Annotated in this window: 23 protein-coding genes; 14 read left to right on the top strand and 9 right to left on the bottom strand. The window is 38.4% G+C overall.

The genetic code is table 11. The features are described 5' to 3' along the window. Positions 1 to 406 precede the first annotated feature (406 nt). Complete coding sequence (locus tag ACFSY7_RS16165) at positions 407 to 829, top strand: hypothetical protein (protein WP_126989723.1); 423 nt, start codon at positions 407 to 409, stop codon at positions 827 to 829. A gap of 115 nt (positions 830 to 944) precedes the next feature. Here ACFSY7_RS16165 and ACFSY7_RS16160 read toward each other — a convergent pair whose 3' ends face one another. Both ACFSY7_RS16160 and gabT read right to left on the bottom strand, forming a co-directional pair. Next, a complete protein-coding gene (locus tag ACFSY7_RS16160) occupies positions 945 to 2,330 on the bottom strand; it encodes an NAD-dependent succinate-semialdehyde dehydrogenase (RefSeq protein ID WP_380148692.1) in 1,386 nt (461 codons plus the stop codon). Between the two features lie 3 nt (positions 2,331 to 2,333). Beyond that, on the bottom strand, positions 2,334 to 3,635 hold the full coding sequence (gabT, locus tag ACFSY7_RS16155; protein ID WP_126989721.1) for a 4-aminobutyrate--2-oxoglutarate transaminase: 1,302 nt from the start codon (positions 3,633 to 3,635) through the stop codon (positions 2,334 to 2,336). A gap of 99 nt (positions 3,636 to 3,734) precedes the next feature. Here gabT and gabR point away from each other — a divergent pair, with 99 nt between their 5' ends. From gabR to ACFSY7_RS16135, 4 genes are all read left to right on the top strand, one after another. Continuing rightward, on the top strand, positions 3,735 to 5,147 hold the full coding sequence (gene gabR, locus ACFSY7_RS16150; RefSeq protein ID WP_380148691.1) for a MocR-like transcriptional regulator GabR: 1,413 nt from the start codon (positions 3,735 to 3,737) through the stop codon (positions 5,145 to 5,147). A gap of 147 nt (positions 5,148 to 5,294) precedes the next feature. Further along, on the top strand, positions 5,295 to 6,224 hold the full coding sequence (locus ACFSY7_RS16145; protein WP_126989719.1) for a M23 family metallopeptidase: 930 nt from the start codon (positions 5,295 to 5,297) through the stop codon (positions 6,222 to 6,224). A 37-nt stretch (positions 6,225 to 6,261) separates the two neighbouring features. Continuing rightward, the gene (locus ACFSY7_RS16140) at positions 6,262 to 6,678 is read left to right on the top strand and encodes a hypothetical protein (RefSeq protein ID WP_380148689.1); all 417 of its coding nucleotides are present in this window, start codon (positions 6,262 to 6,264) and stop codon (positions 6,676 to 6,678) included. 113 nt (positions 6,679 to 6,791) lie between these two features. Next, a complete protein-coding gene (locus tag ACFSY7_RS16135) occupies positions 6,792 to 7,319 on the top strand; it encodes a transposase (protein WP_380148687.1) in 528 nt (175 codons plus the stop codon). Between the two features lie 159 nt (positions 7,320 to 7,478). Here ACFSY7_RS16135 and ACFSY7_RS16130 read toward each other — a convergent pair whose 3' ends face one another. Then, the gene (locus ACFSY7_RS16130) at positions 7,479 to 8,246 is read right to left on the bottom strand and encodes a sporulation protein (RefSeq protein ID WP_380148686.1); all 768 of its coding nucleotides are present in this window, start codon (positions 8,244 to 8,246) and stop codon (positions 7,479 to 7,481) included. Positions 8,247 to 8,344: 98 nt separating this feature from the next. Here ACFSY7_RS16130 and ACFSY7_RS16125 point away from each other — a divergent pair, with 98 nt between their 5' ends. Both ACFSY7_RS16125 and ACFSY7_RS16120 read left to right on the top strand, forming a co-directional pair. Beyond that, positions 8,345 to 8,815 (top strand): GNAT family N-acetyltransferase, encoded by a 471-nt coding sequence (locus tag ACFSY7_RS16125; RefSeq protein WP_380148684.1) that lies wholly within the window; start codon positions 8,345 to 8,347, stop codon positions 8,813 to 8,815. Positions 8,816 to 8,916: 101 nt separating this feature from the next. Next, positions 8,917 to 9,729, top strand: a complete 813-nt coding sequence (locus ACFSY7_RS16120) for a hypothetical protein (protein ID WP_380148682.1) — start codon at positions 8,917 to 8,919, stop codon at positions 9,727 to 9,729. 37 nt (positions 9,730 to 9,766) lie between these two features. On the opposite strand, the gene rbsK is transcribed toward ACFSY7_RS16120, so the two are convergent. After that, positions 9,767 to 10,669 (bottom strand): ribokinase, encoded by a 903-nt coding sequence (gene rbsK / locus ACFSY7_RS16115; RefSeq protein ID WP_380148680.1) that lies wholly within the window; start codon positions 10,667 to 10,669, stop codon positions 9,767 to 9,769. Between the two features lie 574 nt (positions 10,670 to 11,243). Between rbsK and ACFSY7_RS16110 the strand changes: the two genes are divergently transcribed. Both ACFSY7_RS16110 and ACFSY7_RS16105 read left to right on the top strand, forming a co-directional pair. Beyond that, a complete protein-coding gene (locus ACFSY7_RS16110; protein ID WP_126989712.1) occupies positions 11,244 to 11,630 on the top strand; it encodes a DUF485 domain-containing protein in 387 nt (128 codons plus the stop codon). Then, positions 11,627 to 13,174: a solute symporter family protein gene (locus tag ACFSY7_RS16105; RefSeq protein ID WP_380148678.1), complete on the top strand. Its 1,548-nt coding sequence runs from the start codon at positions 11,627 to 11,629 to the stop codon at positions 13,172 to 13,174. The genes ACFSY7_RS16110 and ACFSY7_RS16105 overlap by 4 nt, the downstream gene beginning before the upstream one ends. A 46-nt stretch (positions 13,175 to 13,220) precedes the next feature. Here ACFSY7_RS16105 and ACFSY7_RS16100 read toward each other — a convergent pair whose 3' ends face one another. The 5 genes from ACFSY7_RS16100 to ACFSY7_RS16080 form a co-directional block, all read right to left on the bottom strand. Further along, positions 13,221 to 14,636 (bottom strand): phospholipase D-like domain-containing protein, encoded by a 1,416-nt coding sequence (locus ACFSY7_RS16100; RefSeq protein ID WP_380148676.1) that lies wholly within the window; start codon positions 14,634 to 14,636, stop codon positions 13,221 to 13,223. Positions 14,637 to 14,873: 237 nt separating this feature from the next. After that, entirely contained in the window at positions 14,874 to 15,416 is a 543-nt protein-coding gene (locus ACFSY7_RS16095) for a DUF1697 domain-containing protein (protein WP_380148674.1), read from the bottom strand. A gap of 51 nt (positions 15,417 to 15,467) precedes the next feature. Continuing rightward, on the bottom strand, positions 15,468 to 15,749 hold the full coding sequence (locus tag ACFSY7_RS16090) for a GNAT family N-acetyltransferase (protein ID WP_139993195.1): 282 nt from the start codon (positions 15,747 to 15,749) through the stop codon (positions 15,468 to 15,470). Continuing rightward, positions 15,750 to 15,992: a (4Fe-4S)-binding protein gene (locus ACFSY7_RS16085; RefSeq protein ID WP_126989707.1), complete on the bottom strand. Its 243-nt coding sequence runs from the start codon at positions 15,990 to 15,992 to the stop codon at positions 15,750 to 15,752. It abuts the gene before it with no gap. Positions 15,993 to 16,068: 76 nt separating this feature from the next. Beyond that, positions 16,069 to 16,341, bottom strand: a complete 273-nt coding sequence (locus ACFSY7_RS16080) for a GNAT family N-acetyltransferase (protein WP_139993191.1) — start codon at positions 16,339 to 16,341, stop codon at positions 16,069 to 16,071. A 432-nt stretch (positions 16,342 to 16,773) separates the two neighbouring features. Between ACFSY7_RS16080 and ACFSY7_RS16075 the strand changes: the two genes are divergently transcribed. The 5 genes from ACFSY7_RS16075 (at position 16,774) to ACFSY7_RS16055 (ending at position 21,189) form a co-directional block, all read left to right on the top strand. Continuing rightward, entirely contained in the window at positions 16,774 to 17,697 is a 924-nt protein-coding gene (locus ACFSY7_RS16075) for a DUF4097 family beta strand repeat-containing protein (protein ID WP_380148671.1), read from the top strand. Positions 17,698 to 17,792: 95 nt separating this feature from the next. After that, positions 17,793 to 18,653 (top strand): hypothetical protein, encoded by an 861-nt coding sequence (locus ACFSY7_RS16070; protein ID WP_380148669.1) that lies wholly within the window; start codon positions 17,793 to 17,795, stop codon positions 18,651 to 18,653. 252 nt (positions 18,654 to 18,905) lie between these two features. Continuing rightward, positions 18,906 to 19,784: a hypothetical protein gene (locus ACFSY7_RS16065; protein WP_126989704.1), complete on the top strand. Its 879-nt coding sequence runs from the start codon at positions 18,906 to 18,908 to the stop codon at positions 19,782 to 19,784. A 119-nt stretch (positions 19,785 to 19,903) separates the two neighbouring features. Next, on the top strand, positions 19,904 to 20,764 hold the full coding sequence (locus ACFSY7_RS16060; RefSeq protein ID WP_380148666.1) for a hypothetical protein: 861 nt from the start codon (positions 19,904 to 19,906) through the stop codon (positions 20,762 to 20,764). Further along, positions 20,761 to 21,189, top strand: a complete 429-nt coding sequence (locus tag ACFSY7_RS16055) for a GNAT family N-acetyltransferase (RefSeq protein WP_380148664.1) — start codon at positions 20,761 to 20,763, stop codon at positions 21,187 to 21,189. The genes ACFSY7_RS16060 and ACFSY7_RS16055 overlap by 4 nt, the downstream gene beginning before the upstream one ends. The last annotated feature ends 30 nt before the right edge of the window (positions 21,190 to 21,219 follow it).

The raw sequence follows: 21,219 nt of genomic DNA, 5'->3' as shown, positions 1-21,219 counted from the left end.
CATTTTTTTATTCATTAAATAAATGACAGCACACACGCTTTTTTGAGCAGTACATAATCAAAAACAGCCCGAAATTCACGAAAATGGGTTGATTTTCGGGCTCTAGCGGCTAAAATACGCCTTTTTCGCTTCTTAAAAATAGTCCTTATTTGCGCTGAAAATAGTAAATAAAAATTTTCATTGACAGCATATGCACGATGGTTAATACCCTTCTTTCTTTACGTATGCAATTTGCCCTTGTTTGGCACATATTTTCAATTATGTTGTAGCTAAAAGACGCTTCCTGAGCAAATAACGATTTTCTAACTGCTTTATTTTTCTCGTTCCAAACAAATGAGGACTCTAGTAAATTTCCCGATTTATGATATGCTGTTAGCATCAACTAACAACGAAAGAGTGGAATTTCATGAAACAGATTACAGCCTTTGATTTTATTTTAAAAAATGGTGAGCGTCTTCATTTTGATGCGGATGATTTCCGTATGATGCACTTTGATCATATCGAACAGCATCAGGACGAACAAATCGTTCAAAATGTCAGCGTCTTTCTTTACCATAATGCCAATCGTTTTGAATCCTATGTCCACCAGCTAGCAGAAGGTGAACAGATTTTACCGTTTGATCGTATCCAACAAACATGTGATATTGCGAAAATTGCTCTTACATACGATGATGATGCACATGAGATCTATCATATCGGCTGGCATGCAGATGCACAGTCAAATAAATACCAAACGAGTATTGTACATCCACGCAGCGGTGATTTATTGATTACCATTAATCCAGATAAAACCGTGACACAGCAATTTGCAGAAGTATTAATGCCTTAATTTGATTTCGATTCGTAGCAGCTGACGCGTTCAGCTGTTTTTTTAACGACAAAAAGAGCCACGCGAATACTCGCATAGCTCTTTTTCACACACGCTGCTTAGGGGGCAAACGTTGTTATAAAGACATCGACACATATTTCGTTTCTAAATATGGCTCGATTCCCTCTGTGCCGCCTTCGCGACCCATGCCCGATTCCTTCATACCACCGAACGGAGCATGTGCGGCTGAAATAATGCCATCATTCCAGCCAACGATACCGTAATCTAAGTTTTCGCTTAAATACGTACCTGTTTTATAGCTTTCTGTAAAGAAGTATGTTGCTAGTCCGTATAATGAGTCATTTGCAATAGCAATCGCCTCATCTAGTTCCTTGAACGTCACAATCGGAATCACAGGACCAAATGTTTCTTCTGTCATAATTTTTGCATCTGCTGAGACATTCGTCAGTACAGTTGGCTCAACGAAGTAGAACCCTTGCTCTTCATCGACGTTATGGCCACCACCTACTGCTGCATCCGCGCCTTTTGATAAGGCATCCTGGATTTGGTCCTGGATTTTATCAAAGCCTTTACGGTTAATGACTGGGCCGACATTGACATCCGCTTCCATGCCATTACCTACCTTCAGCTCCTTTACCTTTGCAACAAGCGCATCTGTAAATACATCTGCGATATTTTCATGTACAATGAGACGGTTTGGCGACACACAAGTTTGCCCTGCATTACGATATTTTGCAATAATCGTCTGCTCCACCGCTACTGCAATATTTGCATCCTCTGCCACGATAATCGGTGCATGACCACCAAGCTCCATCGTCGCATGCTTCACTGTTTGCGCGCACTGTGATAATAATAATTTACCGACAGCCGTACTGCCTGTAAATGTAATTTTACGCACCGCCTTATGCGATGTGAAAATTTCACCGACCATTGGCGCATCCGCTAGCACATACTGCACCGCATCCTCAGGAATCCCTGCACGATGCGCAAGCTCAATCAGACGAATCGTCGTAAGGGGTGTTTCCTCTGCCGGCTTCACGATAAATGTACAGCCCGCCGCAAGTGCTGGTGCTGCTTTACGTGTCATCATCGCCGCTGGGAAATTCCATGGGGTAATCGCCGCAACAACACCGATTGGCTGACGTGTCACAGATAAGCGCTTATTTGGTACATGTGTCGGAATCGTGCGACCATAAATACGCTTCGCTTCCTCCGCATACCAATCAATATAGCTCACCGCATAATCCACCTCACCAAGTGCCTCTGCAAGTGGCTTACCGTTTTCAAGCGTAATTAATTCACCTAGCTCCTGACGATTTTCACGAATCATTGCAGCCCAAGCTATCAATAATTTCGAACGATCATACGCAGTTAATGCCTTCCATGAAGGAAATGCAAGCTGCGCCTTGTCCACTTTTGCGGTTACTTCCTCTTTTGTGCTCGTTTGAAGTGAATGAATAATTTCACCCGTCGCTGGATTACTTACATGTACAACACCCATGGCCTACACTCCTTCTGCAAATGCTTTATCTAAAATCGCAAAGCCTTTTTCAAGCTCTTGATCTGTAATCACAAGTGGTGTTAAAAAACGAATAACATTGCCTTTAATACCAGCTGATAATAGTAATAAGCCATTTTCATTCGCATACTTTGTAATGCGTCCTACCGCTTCTTTATTCGGCACCTTGCCATCTTTCACAAGCTCTACCGCCACCATTGCGCCAAGACGACGAATATCACCGATGAAGTCATATTGCGTACGGTATGTTTCAAGCTTCGCCTCAATTTTTTGGCCGATTGCTTCTGCTTTTGAATTTAAGTTTTCTTCTTCTACAATATCAATAACCGCTAATGCCGCTTCACATGCAACTGGGCTACCAGAATATGTGCCACCTAATTCCCCAACATCTGATACTTCCATTATTTCTTTACGTCCAACAACGCCACTTAATGGAAGACCTGCTGCCATTGATTTAGAGACCGTCATTAAATCCGGTACAACATCAAATTGTTCAATCGCAAATACGGTACCTGTACGGCTGAAGCCTGTTTGAATTTCATCTGCTACGAACACAATATCATTATCCTGACAGAATTTCGCAACCGCTTGAACGAATTTCTTCGGCGGTACGATAAAGCCACCCTCACCTTGTACAGGCTCCATTACAACACAAGCGACCATTTCTGGTGCGATTGTTGAGATGAAGAAATCGTGGAATTGCTCAATAATGTAATCCACATACTCTTCGTCTGTTAGGCTATCTGGTTTGCGATATGTGTATGGAAACGGTGCTTTATAAATTTCCGGCGCGAAAGGACCAAAACCAAGCTTATACGGCTTCACTTTTGATGTCATACCCATTGTTAAATTTGTACGCCCGTGGTAGCCATTTGTAAATGCGACTACTGCTTGTTTGCCTGTATATTTACGTGCGATTTTCACAGCATTTTCAACCGCTTCAGCACCTGAGTTTAATAAAATCACTTGTTTTTCATGTGTTCCCGGTGTGATTTCCACAAGTTTTTCAGCAAGCTTCATATAAGAATCGTACATAATTACGTTGAAGCCTGGGTGTAAAAACTTTTCTACTTGTGCTTGTACTGCTGATACTACCTTAGGATGGCTATGGCCAACATTAAGCGTACCAATAGCAGCTGCAAAATCGATCCATTCATTGCCCTCTACATCGATAATTGTGGCACCCTTCGCTTCTTTTGCAATTGCTGTACAGCCGTTACTAACACCTTTCACCACGTATTTTTGGCGTTTGTCATTTAATTCATCAGTAAGGTTTGTCGTAAGCATTGTTAAGTCCTCCCTTGTTTCTTTTTTTCCTATTATGAAGGATTTTGGTACAATAAAAAGCACCAAGATTTCAAAAAAAAGGTACCAGGGGTGAACAGTATGTTGATTCAATTAGACAGAACACAAAAAGGCCGCTTCCTTTATCAAGAAATTTATCGTCAAATTAAACAGCTGATTTTAAATAATGAATTACGTGCCAATACAAAGCTTCCACCAAAGCGTGAGCTCGCTCAGATGCTCGATGTTAGTACAAATTCCATTGCAAATGCGTATGAGCAATTACTTGCCGAGGGCTATATTTATACGATTGAGCGCGTCGGTTATTTTATTGAAGAAATCGAGCAGTTTGATATTAACCCAAATGGCACAACCGCTTTTCCGACTCATTTACGTGAGCAGCCAGAGCCACCTAAAACCTGGCTGTCCCTCTCTCATATGAATAGTAACGCACGACTTTTCCCGATGCGTAAATGGTTGAGCTGTGAGGCGAAGGTGTATGATCGCTATATTGAAGAGCTTGGCGAAATGGCACATACACAGGGCCCCTATGTGCTACGAAAAAATATTGCCGAGCTTATTTATGCAACGCGTGGTGTCAAATGTGAGCCGGAACAAATTATTGTCCATGCGACGAGCCAGGGTTTATTGGAGCGCCTTATTCGAATTTTGCCGGAGAATCCATCGTTTGCGGTAGAAAACCCAGGCTATGCGCGCTACTATCAATTATTAAAACGTCACCATATTCAGGCGCATCTTGTTCCACTCGATGATGCGGGTATCGATGTCCATCATCTCGAGCAGCTTGATGCCCAGCTCGTGATTGCTACCCCGTCGCATCAGTTTCCAACCGGAACCATTATGCCAATTTCTAGACGTGTCGAATTGCTCAACTGGGCTTCGCGACAGGAGGACCGCTATATTATCGAGGACGATTATGATAGTGAATTTAAATATGAGACGAATCATGTGCCATCCCTTCAAAGCATGGACTACAATCATAAGGTCATTTATATGGGCACCTTCTCAAAAACGCTACTTCCAGGGATTCGCGTGAGCTATATGGTGTTACCAGTGAAATTACTTGAGAGCTACCGCGAGATGTTTCCACTTGAAATTCAGGCGGTCAATACATTGGTACTCTATACATTAAATGAATTTATTGAAAGTGGTCAGTATGAAAAGCATCTCCGTAAAATGACAAAGCATTTTGAAGAAGTGCGAAGCTGCTTAGTCGCGGAGTTAACGAAGCAGCTCGGCGACCAAATCATCATTTCAGATGTTCCTGCTGGGCTTCATTTTTTAATTGAGGCAAAAAGCGCGCGTAGCTATGATGAGATTGAGCAGCAGGCGGCGAAGCATAATGTAGAAGTGTATACATTAAAGCGTTTTTCATTAAATCCATATCCACTTATTCGCGAAAATCGCTTCATTATTATTGGTTTTGCGTATATCGACATGAAAGATATACCAGAAGCAGTACGTAGACTTGGATGTGTATTGTTTGATGAATAGCTTTTATAATTAGAAACCGTCGGATTATACCAGTTCTATTTTTTCACTGCATACGATGTTTTTGTATTTTTTTAAGGAACGTGAAACTTTTTATCGCACTAAACCGTATTAATAGGTAATAGTATGTTCACTTAAGGAGTGACAACGATGCAACCACAACAGCTTATTTCATCTATTAATGACGGTGCTTTTCGCGCCATTTACAATGCGACGATACCCGAGTATCGTGCGACCTATTCATTTGATCAATTTACGGCCATTGCACAAAAAATTCAACACGATACATATACATTACATTATACGATTTCACTGCCACCGCTAAAAAAAATGGTGTGGCTTGATGAAAAACGCAGCAATGCGATCGGTGCCATTTTTGACTCAAAGGGCTATATTCATTTTTTAACGATGAAGCCTTATTTGAGATTTCCTGAGGCCGATCAATGCTTTTCTACAACGCAGTTTGAGCTACCTGTGCGCGGTGAATGGCAGGTCGCTCAGGGCGGAATGAATGAACTCATTAATTATCATTATCCTTTCTCTAGTCAGCGCTATGCCATTGATTTAAAACGGGTCAAAAATAAGCGTTATTTTGAGAATATTGGCAATATGTGTGAAGATTATTATGCCTTTAATGAAGAAATTTATGCCCCAGCAGCCGGCAAGGTAATGGCTATCGAGGATAACATTAGTGACCAACCACCTGGAGAACGTAATGAACTAAGCACGTTTGGTAACTATATTATTTTGAAGCATGGGCATAGTGAGTATAGTTTGCTCGCTCATTTACAGCAAAATTCGATTCATGTGAAAAAAGGAGATTCCGTACAGCTTGGCGAATTAATAGCGTATAGTGGAAACTCTGGCGATACGACCGCGCCGCATGTTCATTTTCAAGTGATGAATTCGATGGATTTAAATAAAGCGAAATCTTTACGCATTCGCTTTAAAAACAATCTACTTCCAATACAAGGTGATATTATCACTGGCACAATCGAGCCTAAAGAACATATCATTCCCCCTGAAAAACCATTTCTAGGTGGTATTCGTACAATTTTACAATTGTTTAATCGTAGTTAATGATAATTGTATAATTTAATAAATGGTGGTGATACGAATGAAAAAATACATTTTATTGCTTCCCTTTGTTCTTCTATTAATAAGTGGCTGCGCGCAGCAACCGAAAAATACGAATGTCAATGTTGTCGTCGAGCGTTATGATACGATTCAAGAGGACTACATTAAATTCATGACAGTGAAGGACCAGCAACAAATAAAAGAAGGTAAAAAATTCGTTAAAGAATTAACGTGGTCAAACGAAGCGCCACCTAGAACGATTCCGAATTATCGCTTTTACGATGTAGCAGAGGACAGTGCAGATTTTGACATAAAGCCAGTCATGTATTATGTATGGTTTGATGAGGCAACAGCTACTGCCATCATTTCAAAAGATGACAAAAAAACAGCTGCAGCACTAGACAATGCGCAAGTAAATGCCATGTATGATTTATTAGTCACTTCATCGAAAAAATAAAAAGAGGCTTGGGTTCTCGAACTGACCTAAAAATCTGAGATAACATAAAAAGAAAAAGACACTTTCAAGGGTATACAATCTTTGGAGGTGTTTTTTGATGGGCAAAAAACTTATTGAACAGAGATTTCACAGCGAAGCGCCCACTTCAAAAGCTCGTAACCGATGTGACCTACTTACCTTTTAGGGATAAACTATTCTATCTTTCAATTATTATGGATGTATTTAATCGAGAAATTATTGCGTATACAATTCATGATAAACGAGACACCACGTCCACATTGGATACGTTAAACCAGCTACAAGATCTACCACCAGGTTGTGTACTTCCTAGTGATCAAGAATCGGTATATACTTCGCATGAATACCAGCAAACGGTCAAAGAAAACGGCGTTATCATGAGCATGTTCCGTAAAGGCACGCCCGCTGATAACACCATCATTGAAACTTTCCACGCCAGTTTAAAATGCGAAACGTTTTATCTTGAAAGGCTTTTGAGAACAACAAATGACCTTGTCGTTCAAACCGTTCAAGCATACATCAACTACGATAATCATACGCGAATTTTGGCAAAGTTAAACCACCTTTCTCCAGTTCAGTACCGGAAAAAGGTGGCGAAACAAGAATTTGACGGCGACTCCTAGGGGAGCCCCTAGCATGAATGGAAGACCCCGCAATGAGCTTGCGAGCGAGGAGGCTTCCGCCATGCCCCAGGAAAGCGTCCGTCAAATTCAGCTGAAAGAATGTGTCTTTTTCTTTGTCTCACTTTCGTGGGTCAGTTCCTATGCCAAAGCCTCTTTTTATTATAAATAATCTTGAATTAATCGACGTAAATCCTCTTGTAATGTAGGTAAATCCTGCTCTGTAAATGTGAGCCCCACATACGATTCATCCATATCAAATGCTTCCGATAAAAAGCTCGTAAATCCACGTGCCTTGCGGTCAACTTGGAATAATACTTCCACTTTATGCGATGTTTGATTCACAAACACGACTTCTAATTCATCTAAATAGCCGCGGAAGGGCCCAGTTGTTGGCACAAATTCATATTCCTGCACGAAAGAATGACGTGTATTCATACGTAATCCAGCCTTTTCACATTCTACCTCACGTAGGCGGAATCCTAAATTTTTCACTGCATCAATGACCGCACCCGCTAGACGTGTTGGACGAATCGCCACTGCATCCTTATCACTTGGATCAACGGCGTGCTTAATATCTAATCCCGTATTTAACCAAGCACGTGTACGGCCAACTGTTGCGGGGGCATCATATGGTAAATTAAATGAAAATGGTAATGATTTTTCCTCGCCTGCTTGAATACTGAAAGGCTCCGTTATTTTCTTCTGAAATATCGTTGCGGTATCCTCATATTCTTTATCACCTGATTTATTCGTAAAATTAATATGAAGGGATAAATAAATGGCATCAATACGTTGTTCTACATTGCCACCTTTAATATGAATGTCACCCTGTACTAAATCACCCGCTGTATACGTGTCATGGTCTAATACAGTATCAACTGTCGCAGCACCTACCCCAAAACTCGCTAATGCCTTGCTAAAAATCATTATTTTTTCCTCCTACATAATCGCTGTTTCTTATTATACGGATGAGCTTTTGAAACGTTTCAAAAATTACGCTATAATGCGAAAAAGGAGTGAATTTTTTGAAAATTAGTCAATTAACAACTGAATCGGTCGAACAAGCAGCTCGCTTATTAAATGAGTACCGCGTAACCTTTCAACAGCCAACTGATTTACCACTTGCCCGCTGGTTCGTGAAGGAGCGCTTAAAGCAAGATGAGTCGATTGTCTTTTTAGCCTGGCTCGGTGAGGAAGCGGTTGGGTTTGTGCAGCTCTATCCGATTTTTTCGACCATCAGCCTAAAACGCGCTTATATTTTAAATGATTTATATGTAGCGAAAGAAGCTCGAAAATATGGTGCTGCTACACAATTAATTGAAGCCTGCTATACGTATGCGAAGGCGCATAATGCACGCTTTGTCGCCCTAGAGACCGGTACAGAAAATGACAATGCCCAAAAGCTCTATGAAAAAATGGGGTTTATAGAGGAAACGGATGTTATGCATCTTATTAAATATTTTGACGAACACGAGTCACCTTCGCCAAATAGTTGAATGCCCGTCTTTTTTTACGCCGAATGTAGTCATTAAAACTTAACAACAACCTAAATTCAGCGTAAAATAGAACTATATTGGACAGCTAGAAGGGGTGCCGCATGGAAGGGATTATCAGTATTATTACAATTACTGCCTCGCAATTATTTCAACTACTAGGAGTTATATTTTTCTTCGGCTTTTTATTAAAATGGCTCGGTGAACAATCATTAGCTCATTATACATATGGTAGTAAGCTTTTTAACTTTATGTCTTTTATCGGTACACCTGTCCATGAATTTGGGCATTTTATTATGTGTAAAATTTTCCGCTATCAAGTAGAGGAAGTCATTTGGTATCAAAAACCGAATAATAGTGGCACACTTGGCTACGTTAATTTTTCGTATAATCCAGGAAGCATGTATCAGCGCATCGGAAAATTTTTCGTTGGCGTTGGTCCCCTATTTTCAGGACCTGTCGCCATTTTTCTACTGCTTTATTTTTTACTACCTGACGCCTATCATGCAATCTCTACTCATATTGGTATGATTTCAACAACCTGGAGCCTTCATACATTTGAGCAAATTTTGCAACTAAGTTGGACATTCCTTGTTGCGCTTTTTAATGTCCACAATGCGTTAAGCTGGCAATTCTACGTTTTCATCGTATTAGCTTGCTCGATTGCCGTTCATATTCGGTTAAGCAAACCGGATTTAGAGAGTGCAACAAGTGGCATTGTTGCCATTACCGTTTTATTACTACTATTAAATATCGTGTCGCAATTTTTTCATCTATCGCTATCTAATCATGTTTTGATCTACGTTGCGCATTTTAATGCTTTTTATATTTCGATTATGATTGTGATTACCGTCATTTCGTTACTCTTTTTTATGACGAGCATCATTTGGGGAACGATGAAAAATCGTACAGCATAAAAAGAGGATGCTAATAGGGGCATCCTCTTTTTTGTGCTTAATAATGTAGAAACGCTTCTTTTGTTGGGTATGATAATTGTGTCCCACGTTTTTGTACGGCCTGTGCCGCATAGAAGTTTGCCTTTTTCAGTGCTTCTTCTATTGATGTGCCTTTTGTAATATAATGCGCAAAGCAACCAATAAATGAATCCCCGGCACCTGTTGTATCGACGGCTTGGATTTTTTCGCCCTCAATTACGTGGCTCTGTGTCGCTGTCATCCATAGCACCCCTTTGTCTCCTAATGTAACGATTAGATTTTGAACGCCTTGATCGATTAACGTTTGTGCTGCTTCTTTAATTTCCTCAAGTGTCACAACCGGCATATTCGTTAAAATACCTAGCTCTGATTCATTTGGCGCAAAATACGTGCACTTCGTTACATAATTAATATCAAGCGCTGGATTCGCTGGTGCTGGGTTTAACAGAACCGGAATATCGAATGCATTCGCGATATCGATCGTTTTATAAATCGTTTCAAGCGGAATTTCTAATTGTAAAATGATTAACTTCGCTTCTTTTAATTTTTCCTTATAGCCTTCTACTACATTCGGTGTTAACTCACTATTGGCACCTTGAATGATTAAAATACGATTTTTCGCATGTGGATCAACAAAAATAGGTGCAACACCACTCGTTTTTGTGCCAACCTCAACGGCTTCTGTGCGAATACCGTTTTTCTTGAAATTTTCAATGGTATTTTGACCGAATAAATCATTTCCTACTTTTGTAACCATTAAAACATCTGAACCTAAGCGAGCTGCTGCGACTGCTTGATTCGCACCCTTACCACCACAGCCCATTTCAAATTCAGGCGCTTCTAATGTTTCGCCCTCTTCAGGCATACGTTCTAAATACGTGATTAAATCCACCATGTTTGAGCCTACTACTGCAATATCCATTTTAACTTCTCCAATCTGTGATTATTTCATGCTGAAAAATCATTCATTTTTTTAATTTGTTAAAAATATGATTTTAAGAAGCATTTTACCTTTTCTTAAAAAATTATTTAATAAAAAACAGCGAAATTCTTCCATAATCCCCTATTTATTAAAATTGTATCATACATTCATTTTTCATACTCCATCAGTATAATCTCATATTCCGTGCTCAATTCACTAACATCCTCTTTTTTTAAAGCTACTTTTTTATTGTTTTATCAAATAAAACTATATCTATTGACTATTATTTTTTGATAAGATACATGTCTTTTTTTACATTATGACTTTAATTTTTTTACTTTTTCAGCAATTTACTTTTACAGAAAATGATAATATTTTTGCATCAAAACACTATAATGACAGTGCTTTTTATAGTTGAAAAAATACGTTTTTTGTAGATTTTAATTATCATAAAGTAGAAAATTTTATTTTTTTCGATAAAAAATGTTGCTTTTTGGTATACTTTCAAATATTATTACATCAAGAGGACGTCACAAATCCTTCACAACCACACACAAAAAAGGGGGGCAACCTTATGGAACAAAATTTAGACCGTCAACTTCTAAAAGAAGAACAAGAAAACAAACAGGCGGCAACGGGGCAAACAAGTTTCACGGAACAAGAGTATGTTAATATTTCTGAAAGCTCAGAATTTAAAACGCTTTCAAAACGTAAGCTTGGCTTCATCGTACCGATGAGTATTTTATTCTTCGTTATTTATTTTACACTGCCATTATTATCATCATTCACTGGCGTATTAGACGGAAAAGCAATTGGAGAGGTTACATGGATTTGGATTTATTCACTAGCTATCTTCATCATGGTATGGACATTCACTATTATCTATGTAAAAAAAGCCGCTTCATTTGATAAAGATGCAGAGGCTATCAATGATAAGGCAAAGGCTGGTGGATATAAATGAGTATTATCGGGATTTCTTTCTTCGTCGCAATCGTAGGTTTAACACTTTTTGTGACATACTTAGCTTCAAAGAAAAACAATTCAGCAGCTGACTTCTATACAGCAGGCGGCGGCTTAACTGGCTGGCAAAATGGTATCGCTATCGCAGGTGACTACCTATCGGCCGCTTCATTCTTAGGAATCGCGGGTGCTATCGCCTTATTCGGTTTCGATGGTTTCTTCTATAGCTTAGGATACTTAGTAGCATACTTAGTAGTACTTTACATCGTGGCTGAGCCATTACGTAACCTTGGTAAATTCACATTAGCAGATATGATTACTGCACGTTTTAATCAAAAGAAAATCCGCGCAACAGCAGCTGTTAGCTCAATCGTAATCGTATTATTTTACATGATTGCACAGCTTGTAGGTGCCGGTGCATTAATCCAATTATTATTAGGAATCGACTACAAATATGCAGTTATTTTAGTAGGTATTATGATGACAATCTACGTATTATGGGGCGGTATGGGCGCAACAAGTTGGGTTCAAATCATCAAAGCCGTATTATTAATGATTGGTACAGTTATTATCTCCGTGTTAGTTTTAGCAAAATTCAACTTCAACATTTTAGAAATGTTTGCAACGGTTTCTGAAACAAATGGTAATGGTGGTGCCTACTTACAAGCTGGCCTGAAGTATACAAATGGTATTGATACAATGTCAATGATGATTGCATTAGTACTTGGTACAGCTGGTTTACCACATATCTTAATGCGTTTCTTCACTGTAAAAGATGCAAAAACAGCTCGTTCTTCAATCAACTGGGCAACTTGGATTGTAGGTTTATTCTACATCCTAACAATCTTCTTAGGCTTCGGTGCTGCGGCATTCGTTGGCTCTGAAAAAATCTTAGCTGCAAACCCTGCAGGGAACATGGCTGCGCCGTTATTAGCACAAGCTTTAGGTGGCGACATCTTAATGTCATTCATCTCAGCAGTAGCCTTCGCTACAATCTTAGCGGTAGTAGCAGGTCTCGTATTATCAGGTGCTTCTGCATTCGCACATGATATTTACGGCCAAGTTATTAAAAAAGGTAATATTACGGAGAAACAACAAATGGTTGCAGCTCGCTGGGCATCAGTTGGTGTATCAATATTCTCAATCATCTTAGCTTTATTCTCTCAAACATTAAACGTAGCATTCTTAGTATCACTTGCATTCTGTATCGCAGCATCTGCGAACTTACCAGTAATTATCTACACAATCTACTACAAAAAGTTCAATACAACTGGTGCGATGTCAGCAATGTTATTCGGTTTAATCTCTGCGCTTGTATTAGTAGCAATGAGCCCGAACGTATGGGCACCTGAAGCTGGTAAAGCCATCTTCGTCGGCGACCCACTATTCCCACTAACGAACCCAGCAATCATCTCGGTGCCACTTGGCTTCCTAGCAGGTTGGATTGGTTCAATGATTGGTGAAAAAGTAAATGCTCGTAAATACGCTGAAGTTAAAGTCAATGCAACAACTGGCTTAAACGTAAGTGATTCAGTAGATCACTAATCAAAAAAAGAGGCTTTGGGGATTTCCCCAAGCCTCTTTTTTTTGATTAGAATGTCGATAACCCCGTAAATTCTTGAATACGATACATTGCGGTTTTCCATAAAGAGCCGTCCGCAAATTCCTCGTAATCAACAGTATATATGCCGTCTTGATTTGTCCACAAACGCTCAAAATAAGCATTCATATCACGCGCTGTCTCTTTTTCTTTTGGCATCGTCATATATAAATCGGTTTCTAAATTATAGTCATCGATATTACGACGTGTAAAGTTGGCCGAGCCACCAATTGCTGTAAATGTATCTGCTTGATTAAGCATTAAAAACTTACTATGATATTGCTCACCATGCGTATCATACCAACGCACTGTAATATTATCTTCTTTCATTAGCTCATGTGCTACAGGCCGATTTGGTACACCATTTTTCTTAATACCAAATGCATCACGGTTCGCATCTAAAATCATTTGGATATTGACACCGCGCTTGGCAGCATCTTTTAATGCATGAATAATCTCACGTTCTGCAATGTAGAAAACACCAATTTTCAATGTATCTCCTGCTTTTGCCTGCTTAATTGTTTTGGTTAAAGCTTGTTGGATTTTTCCTTCTGTAACTAGCTTCACGTTAATATCTCCTGCTGGCTCATCTGCTACAAATGAAATATTTTTTGGAAGCTTTTTATCTGACATATGCAAGATTGCATTTTCTGATTCATAAATATCTTTCACAATAGCGCCCTTTACAACAAAGCCAATATTGGAGTGAAGGCTACTGCCATCATGCGAAACATTCGCCGATATGACCATTGCTTCTTGTTCATTTAAGACAATTTTCCGGTGGTTCGCTTTAAAGTTCACTAAATCTAAATAGGCACCAACAGACATTTTATCACCATCTGGGTTAAATAAATTTGGTAAAAATCCATTTGTTGATACTGGCCACCATTGTAGATAAGAGCGCCACACACTTGAATAAAGCGGATTCGAATCTCGTAACGGTGTTAAATTTGTTGTTAATACCTCAATATTTTGCGCCGCTAAATCTTTAAAGAATTGTGGATAAATCGAGCCATAGCCAGAATTTACATTGTCTGTAATAACCTGTATCGGCATGTCCGGTTGCTCTTTACGTTTTTCGATAAGCGCTTTTGTTAGTTGCTCTGCACGATTATCATACGTCGCTTTTTGATGATTATAATCATCATTATATAAAAATAAATCAATCACTAGAACTTCTTTTGCCTCATCAATTATTTGAAGCGTACGTTCAAAAAGTTGTTGTTCCATTACAGCTTTATCATTTTTTTCATACGTAATATCTGTTAAAAATTCTACATTGTCAACCTGGTGAAACTTACCATCAACGGACATCCCTTGTGGTAAAACCTTTTGCGTATGCCAGTTCCACGCGAATAGCGGAATCAATATGAGAATACACAAAATCACCTTCATTCGTTTTTTCATTCTTTTCCCCCTTTGAATCGTCTTTTATAGTATACCATTATTACCAGATACTAATATTAGTGTTTTATCATAATTAAAACACCTCTCGTAAAGTAAAAAACGCAACCAATTTTGCTGCGTCTTTTTTTCTTTCCGTTTATATTTGAATATACGTTAAAAATGGGTTCGCCATCTATTTATTTAGATAAAACATAATTGACTTTACCTTTAACGCATTTTATCATCATTACTCTCACTTTAATTATTTTCATTCATCAATTCCCGCAACTTCAATGCCGTATTACGATTTCTCACAGTCAAATGGCGATAAATAGCCTGCTTCATTAGTTTAGACCACATCGTTTTACTATAATGAGTTGTAAAGGAACTACTCCAAAAAATGGCATTACCACAAACTTTGCAGTGCTCATATTCTGAATTAATCTGCGCGCTTAAAGCACGTAAATCCTCAGCTGTATAAGGTGCTAGTACAAAAGCAAGATTATGGCGCCATTCTTCATTTTCACCCCACCAGGAAGGGGCCAATTCGAGCATTTTTTTATACTGCACTGTATCAAGTAGCACAAAATCGAGTTCAAAAAAATGCGACTTAAAAAATGACTGTAGCGCATCGATACAAGCCTGCTTTTCAAGTGCTGATGATATTAAAAGATTGCCACTGTTAATATAGCTTGAAACATTTTCAAAGCCTTGTATAATAAGCTGCTCCTTTAATTCCGTCATACTAATTTTTCTGTTTCCCCCTACATTAACACCCCGCAATAACAAAATATAATCCACACAGATTCCTCCTAAAAAAAAATAGGAACCCGTTAGGATTCCTATTTTCCACTATGATTTTTTATACCACACATCTGCATATTGCTCATTTTCCATAAAGCGTTTTTTAGCATATGGACAAACAGGAACAATTTTCAATCCATCATGACGTGCTTTATCGACTACTTTATCAACTAATTGCTGGGCAACACCTTGTCCTGAAAGTTCTTTTCGAACACCTGTATGAAGAATAACATAATAGTCTTTTCCTGCAGGTCGTGTAAAATCAATCTCAGCTAACTTATTATTTTCTTCTCCTACATAAAAGCGGCCTTGTTCATTAAATGCTACCACTTACGCATCCCCCTTACGAATATAATGCAGTGCACCAGATGGGCATGTGTCAATAACGCGTGCCACTTCATCAGCACTCGCATTATCTGCTAAAATCCACGGTTTTCTTTTTGTATTAAAGACATCTCCATTGCCTTTTACACAGTTTGCAGAATGCTCACAAATCGATGCGTTAAAAAATACATCAATATTCTCGCCTGAATATTTACGATATCCTTTATCCAATAATTGTTGTTCATTCATCATTTTTCCCCTCTAATAGATTGAATCTTATTTTCGCCAAAAGAAACAATCTTAATTTCCTTTTCTAGCATATCATTTATTTGCGCCAAACGTCCGCATATTCTGGATTACGCTCAAATTGTCCTTTCGCAAATGGGCATAGTGGAATAATTGTTTTATGATCTTCTCGTGCCTTATCCACCACAGCTTTTACTAATTGATTCGCCACACCCTGACCACGTAACTTATCATCTACAAATGTATGATCAATAATAAAAAATTCATCATTTGGTTGTGTAAATGTAATCTCAGCTAAGGTTTCACCTTGATCCTCTACGAAAAATCGTCCTTCTTCTTTTGAAAAATTCATGTTTATTCCCCTTTCATGTCGAATTTGCATACTATCAGAACCATGCAAATTCGTGTACAATTTTAAATTACCCGCTTTACAAACAATTTATGCGTGAAATGATTTTATTGATTTGCCGGTCTATATAAATAGGAAGAAATATCAAAACAACAATTAAAAATCAACGATAAAGAGGGTCCAACGTATATCTCTGCAAAATATATCGACTGGATTGTACCAAAATAGTAAATAGGAGGCTAGGACATATGTGTAAAAACAACCGCTCCTATGAGCATAAGAAAAACTGAAATCACGCTGTGGCGCGGTTCCAGTTTTTCGTTGCGAACGGTTAAAAGGGAAATGACGTATTTTGTCCAAGTGCTCGTTTTTTGTGAATTTGCAATATTCTTTATTTTTACATACACTGAAAGAAATGATAAGGATGTGATGACTTTGCGAAAAACATTGGGTCTTAGTATGGGGGCCATTATTTTACTCGTAATGATTGGTATTTATGCTTTTTCTTTTTTTAATAAAGGCCAATCTGTCGTATTTGCAGATGCAGTGCTTCACACGATTCAACTAAATGTATCGAGTGCAGATATTTTTGTCGAGCAAATTTCTTCAGATTCCATCGAAGTAAAAACCACGGAGACAAGAACCTCAAAATTTGATATTCGTGAAAAATCGAATGGCCAGTTAGCCATCCAACAAAATACAAAGGGTTTTCTATCATGGCTGTCCTTTGGGAGCAAACCTGAAGTGCATATTAGCTTACCAGCTACACAATACGACAAACTAAAAATTCATGCATTAAGTGGGGATATTAAACTGAAAGATATTGCTGTAACATCCGTGCAAATTGAAGCATCAAGTGGCGATATTAAAGCAGATGATTTAAAAGCAGAAACCTATGACTTGAGAACTACTAGTGGCGACATGGAGCTTGGTCAACTAGGTAGTGACGCAAAAGAAGTTTCCATCCGTTCTTCAAGCGGCGATATTTTGGTTAAGACATTAACGACTGACACCTTACTTGCTGAAAGCACAAGCGGCGATGTGTCAATCGATGCTATCACACTTGGACGCGGAAAAAGTACGGTGACAACTACAAGTGGCGATATTCATATCACGCCGATTTTCAATGAGGATACTTCTCTTTCTATTTATTCTTCAAGCGGCGACCAAATACTCACTAACAAAAATGACAATCAATTTTCATTTACAATCCGCACATCAAGTGGTGATATTCGCGTGCCATCTAGCTATACGTTAACAACAGAAAAAGATAATGAAGTCGCTGGCACAACAGCGACTACTTCCTCAAATACACTGACGATGGAAGCAAGCAGTGGCGACGTGAAAATTAAAGATTAAAAAAGATGATGCGCAGGCATCGTCTTTTTAGTTTCATTCATGGAACCTATCACCAACCCTGGTATACTAGCTATGAGCGAAAAAGGAGGAATACGATGTGGCATAAAACAACAACCCATAAACAACTAGACATTAATGGCATGACATATAATGTTACACAAATCGAGGCTAGCGAATCATTCACCGTTCAAAATAAAAAAATTACGAAAGGAACACTTGGTGGTTTTATTGATGATGCCAGTAAATTAAGCCCAACATTTTTTTGTGATGAAGCGACAATTATCGTCGATAGTGAGATTCAAGGCTCGGTGTACGTGCAACAAAGTTTACTGCTATCTAGTCATATACAAACAGATGGCCTCATTACAAAAACGCAGCTTTCATTTTGTACACTCAAATCGGACTACGTATCAATTGAAGCTACGACACGGCTACAATTACTCGCACTCCGCACAACGGGCGAAACATTTCGATTACAAAGTAATGGTCAACTAAACAATTGTGCATTTCATGGTGACGTCGATATTCAGACAACAACGATCACATTGGCCTCTATGGAATGGTCTGGGAAAAAATTTGTCGCAACTGGCACACTTCATATCCAACAAAGTGATTTAGCAACTGTTTACTGGACAAGTCATGACACCACCATAAAACGTTGCTCGGCACAACTACATACCTTGTCATTAAACGTGGGAACATTTATAAATTGCGCATGCCAAGGCATTAGTTTTAACCTACAGTCTGCAACTTGGCATGACTGTGACATGTCGATACAGTCACTTCAACTGACAATGAATGAACTAGATAATGTCACTATTTTTTCACCACTTGGTCAGCTTTTAATAAGCGCACCTTTCATTTCTGGGGAATCTTTTTCACTTCATTTCGAAAAAATAAACAAGCAGCTGAGCAGTGACAGCCCACTTTTATTATCAAAAGATTTTTTAATATAAACTTTTAAATAAAAGGTTTTTATACAATTATTATTTTATCTATTTATACGTGTATAATCGCCAATTACCTAAAAAAGTCGTATCCGATTCCGTATAATTTACTGTTTTCTTTTGATTTCGTTTACGATAGAATGCACAGGGAATTAGTATTCTGTAGGTGTGGTTCCCTTTTGCGCAATGTTTACTTTCTATAACGTCTCTTAACATATCGAGGCAACATGCTATACTAATGAGCAGAGGAGCTGAATTCTTATGAAAAAAATAATTCTTTATGGTTTTGCACTACTTCTATTTTTCGCACTTCCTACACTAGACGCAAATGCAGCAGCAAGCACAGCAAAAGGTGACGCAGCACTTGCACAATTGAAACAACGTCATGGCCAATTTGTAAACATTGTTCCTTCGCATGTAGCTGATACAGAATCTGAGAAAATCATTATTAAATATCGCGTAAAAAATGGTCAAATTTATGCGCCCCATGCAGGAAATACAGCGACCTATAAAAAAATTGCACAAGATGGTAATTTACACAAACGTCTATGGGAAAAATTTATTGTAACGGTCCCTGCTAGTAAACGTCAGCAAGTAACAAACTTTACGGTTTTCACAGATGGTCATAATAATGACCAGGCATTTGTGCAACCAAATGATAGCACATGGAAAACATGGACACTTGCAGTCGATTACAAAGATGCACTTGATCAACCGAATAATTTCTTCGCAACACTTGTCCATGAATCAGCACATCTTGTGTCACTAAATAAAAAGCAAACAAATAATGCAGGGGCAAATTGTAAAAACTTCACATCAAATGGTGTTTGTATGAACAAAGATTCGCATTTAAATCGTTTCTATCAATTATTCTGGCAAGGACCGATTCATAATGATTGGGTAAAAACAGGTAAACAAGCGAATCAATTATATTTAAAATACCCTTCATCATTTGTAGACCAATATGCAGCTGCTTCTCCTGAGGAAGACTTTGCAGAATCATTTATGTACTTTGTGTTCAGTGAACGCCCAACAACAGCAAAAACGCGTGCTGAGCAAAAAATTGCATTCTTCTATAAATATGATTCGATGATTCATTTCCGAAATGCCATCTTAACAAGATTAAATAGCTATTATTAAAAAACACAGACCATCTCACAAAAAGATGGTCTTTTTATATAAATTTATATTTACATAATTGTATAATTCATTGATTTGGTGGGATTAAACTGCTTAGATTTATTTTTTTCATTTTATTATTGGGGTTGGTTTGCTTTATACTCCGTACAGAAATTGCACCGAATCCTGCACATGGTGATGCAGCATTAAAGAAGATAAATGACCGGCATAGTGGTACGATGTTTAGCTCGAAAGAATATCCGTATTACGATATAGAGGATTTCAGTTCTTTAAAAATCTATACTGTCAACGATCATACACAGCTCATTCATCCTGAAAATGGGCTCGGTTCAAAACAGCATCCGAAACTCACAAAAAAAGTAGGCACGCATGAAAAATTGTGGCAGCGCTTCAAAACAGTAATACCTGAACCTATTCGTGAAGATGTGAAAGAATTTGAAATATTCACTGATGGCCATGGTGAGTATTACGGCTATGTATCTCCACTTAATTTTATTCAAACACAGTGGCGCCTATCATTTGATATCCGAGATTTCACCTATGATAAAAAACTTTTCTATTACGGCATCATCCACGAATCGGCTCATTTAATTGGCTTTGATGATAGCCAACACAATAATACCGCAAAGAGTTATTGTACCAACTATCAAATTTTAGAGCGCTGCGCGAATGATGAAGCGTACACGCAATTATTTTATAAGCAATTTTGGACGAAAGAAATGGTCGAGGAATCCTATACATACGCTTACGATTCCGTAGAAAACCGTAGCTATGCATCGACCAAAAATTTTGTTACACCTTATGCAATGAACAATGTGGATGAGGACTTCGCAGAATCATTTAGCTATTTCATTTTTAGTAAGCGCCCTACTGATCTCAAAAAAATAAAGCATCAAAAAATCGAGTTCTTCTATCAATTTGAAGAGCTTATCAAATTACGCAATGAACTATTACACAATATCGAGAGGGATTACCGATGATTAAACAAACAACAAATTATCCATGGGCGCTTTTATTACGCGCAGACCCAGATAAAAAAATGATTGAACAGTATATTACTACAAGTAAATGCTTCGTACTCGATCAGCTCGGCGTCATTGTGCTACAACAAGTTACACCGACAATACTTGAAATTAAAAATATTGCGGTGGACGCAGCCCATGAACAAATGGGCTATGGCAAGCAACTGCTACAGTTTGCGATTGATTTTGCAAAAGAGCATCATTATGAACAGCTGGATGTTCGCACAGGCAATTCGAGTATTTCACAATTAGCCTTTTACCAAAAAGCAGGTTTTCGTATCGTTGAAATCATTCCAGATTATTTTACGACACATTATGAAGAACCCATTTATGAGGATGGCATTCCTTGTATAGATCAGCTTAGATTGTCTACAATGCTGTAATTTATACAATTATGATTTTATGAAAACATA

Origin of the sequence: Kurthia populi, assembly GCF_042686175.1 — a bacterium.
GTDB lineage: Bacteria > Bacillota > Bacilli > Bacillales_A > Planococcaceae > Kurthia > Kurthia populi.
This window is presented reverse-complemented; position numbering and strand designations above follow the sequence as displayed.

Coding starts and splice junctions, on each gene's coding strand:
- ACFSY7_RS16065 (WP_126989704.1), top strand. CDS start 18,906: ATGAAAAAAATAATTCTTTATGGTTTTGCACTACTTCTATTTTTCGCA.
- ACFSY7_RS16070 (WP_380148669.1), top strand. CDS start 17,793: ATGTGGCATAAAACAACAACCCATAAACAACTAGACATTAATGGCATG.
- ACFSY7_RS16055 (WP_380148664.1), top strand. CDS start 20,761: ATGATTAAACAAACAACAAATTATCCATGGGCGCTTTTATTACGCGCA.
- ACFSY7_RS16080 (WP_139993191.1), bottom strand. CDS start 16,341: ATGAATTTTTCAAAAGAAGAAGGACGATTTTTCGTAGAGGATCAAGGT.
- ACFSY7_RS16120 (WP_380148682.1), top strand. CDS start 8,917: ATGGAAGGGATTATCAGTATTATTACAATTACTGCCTCGCAATTATTT.
- ACFSY7_RS16105 (WP_380148678.1), top strand. CDS start 11,627: ATGAGTATTATCGGGATTTCTTTCTTCGTCGCAATCGTAGGTTTAACA.
- ACFSY7_RS16130 (WP_380148686.1), bottom strand. CDS start 8,246: ATGATTTTTAGCAAGGCATTAGCGAGTTTTGGGGTAGGTGCTGCGACA.
- gabT (WP_126989721.1), bottom strand. CDS start 3,635: ATGCTTACGACAAACCTTACTGATGAATTAAATGACAAACGCCAAAAA.
- ACFSY7_RS16145 (WP_126989719.1), top strand. CDS start 5,295: ATGCAACCACAACAGCTTATTTCATCTATTAATGACGGTGCTTTTCGC.
- ACFSY7_RS16085 (WP_126989707.1), bottom strand. CDS start 15,992: ATGAATGAACAACAATTATTGGATAAAGGATATCGTAAATATTCAGGC.
- rbsK (WP_380148680.1), bottom strand. CDS start 10,669: ATGGATATTGCAGTAGTAGGCTCAAACATGGTGGATTTAATCACGTAT.
- ACFSY7_RS16140 (WP_380148689.1), top strand. CDS start 6,262: ATGAAAAAATACATTTTATTGCTTCCCTTTGTTCTTCTATTAATAAGT.
- ACFSY7_RS16165 (WP_126989723.1), top strand. CDS start 407: ATGAAACAGATTACAGCCTTTGATTTTATTTTAAAAAATGGTGAGCGT.
- ACFSY7_RS16100 (WP_380148676.1), bottom strand. CDS start 14,636: ATGAAAAAACGAATGAAGGTGATTTTGTGTATTCTCATATTGATTCCG.
- gabR (WP_380148691.1), top strand. CDS start 3,735: ATGTTGATTCAATTAGACAGAACACAAAAAGGCCGCTTCCTTTATCAA.
- ACFSY7_RS16160 (WP_380148692.1), bottom strand. CDS start 2,330: ATGGGTGTTGTACATGTAAGTAATCCAGCGACGGGTGAAATTATTCAT.
- ACFSY7_RS16110 (WP_126989712.1), top strand. CDS start 11,244: ATGGAACAAAATTTAGACCGTCAACTTCTAAAAGAAGAACAAGAAAAC.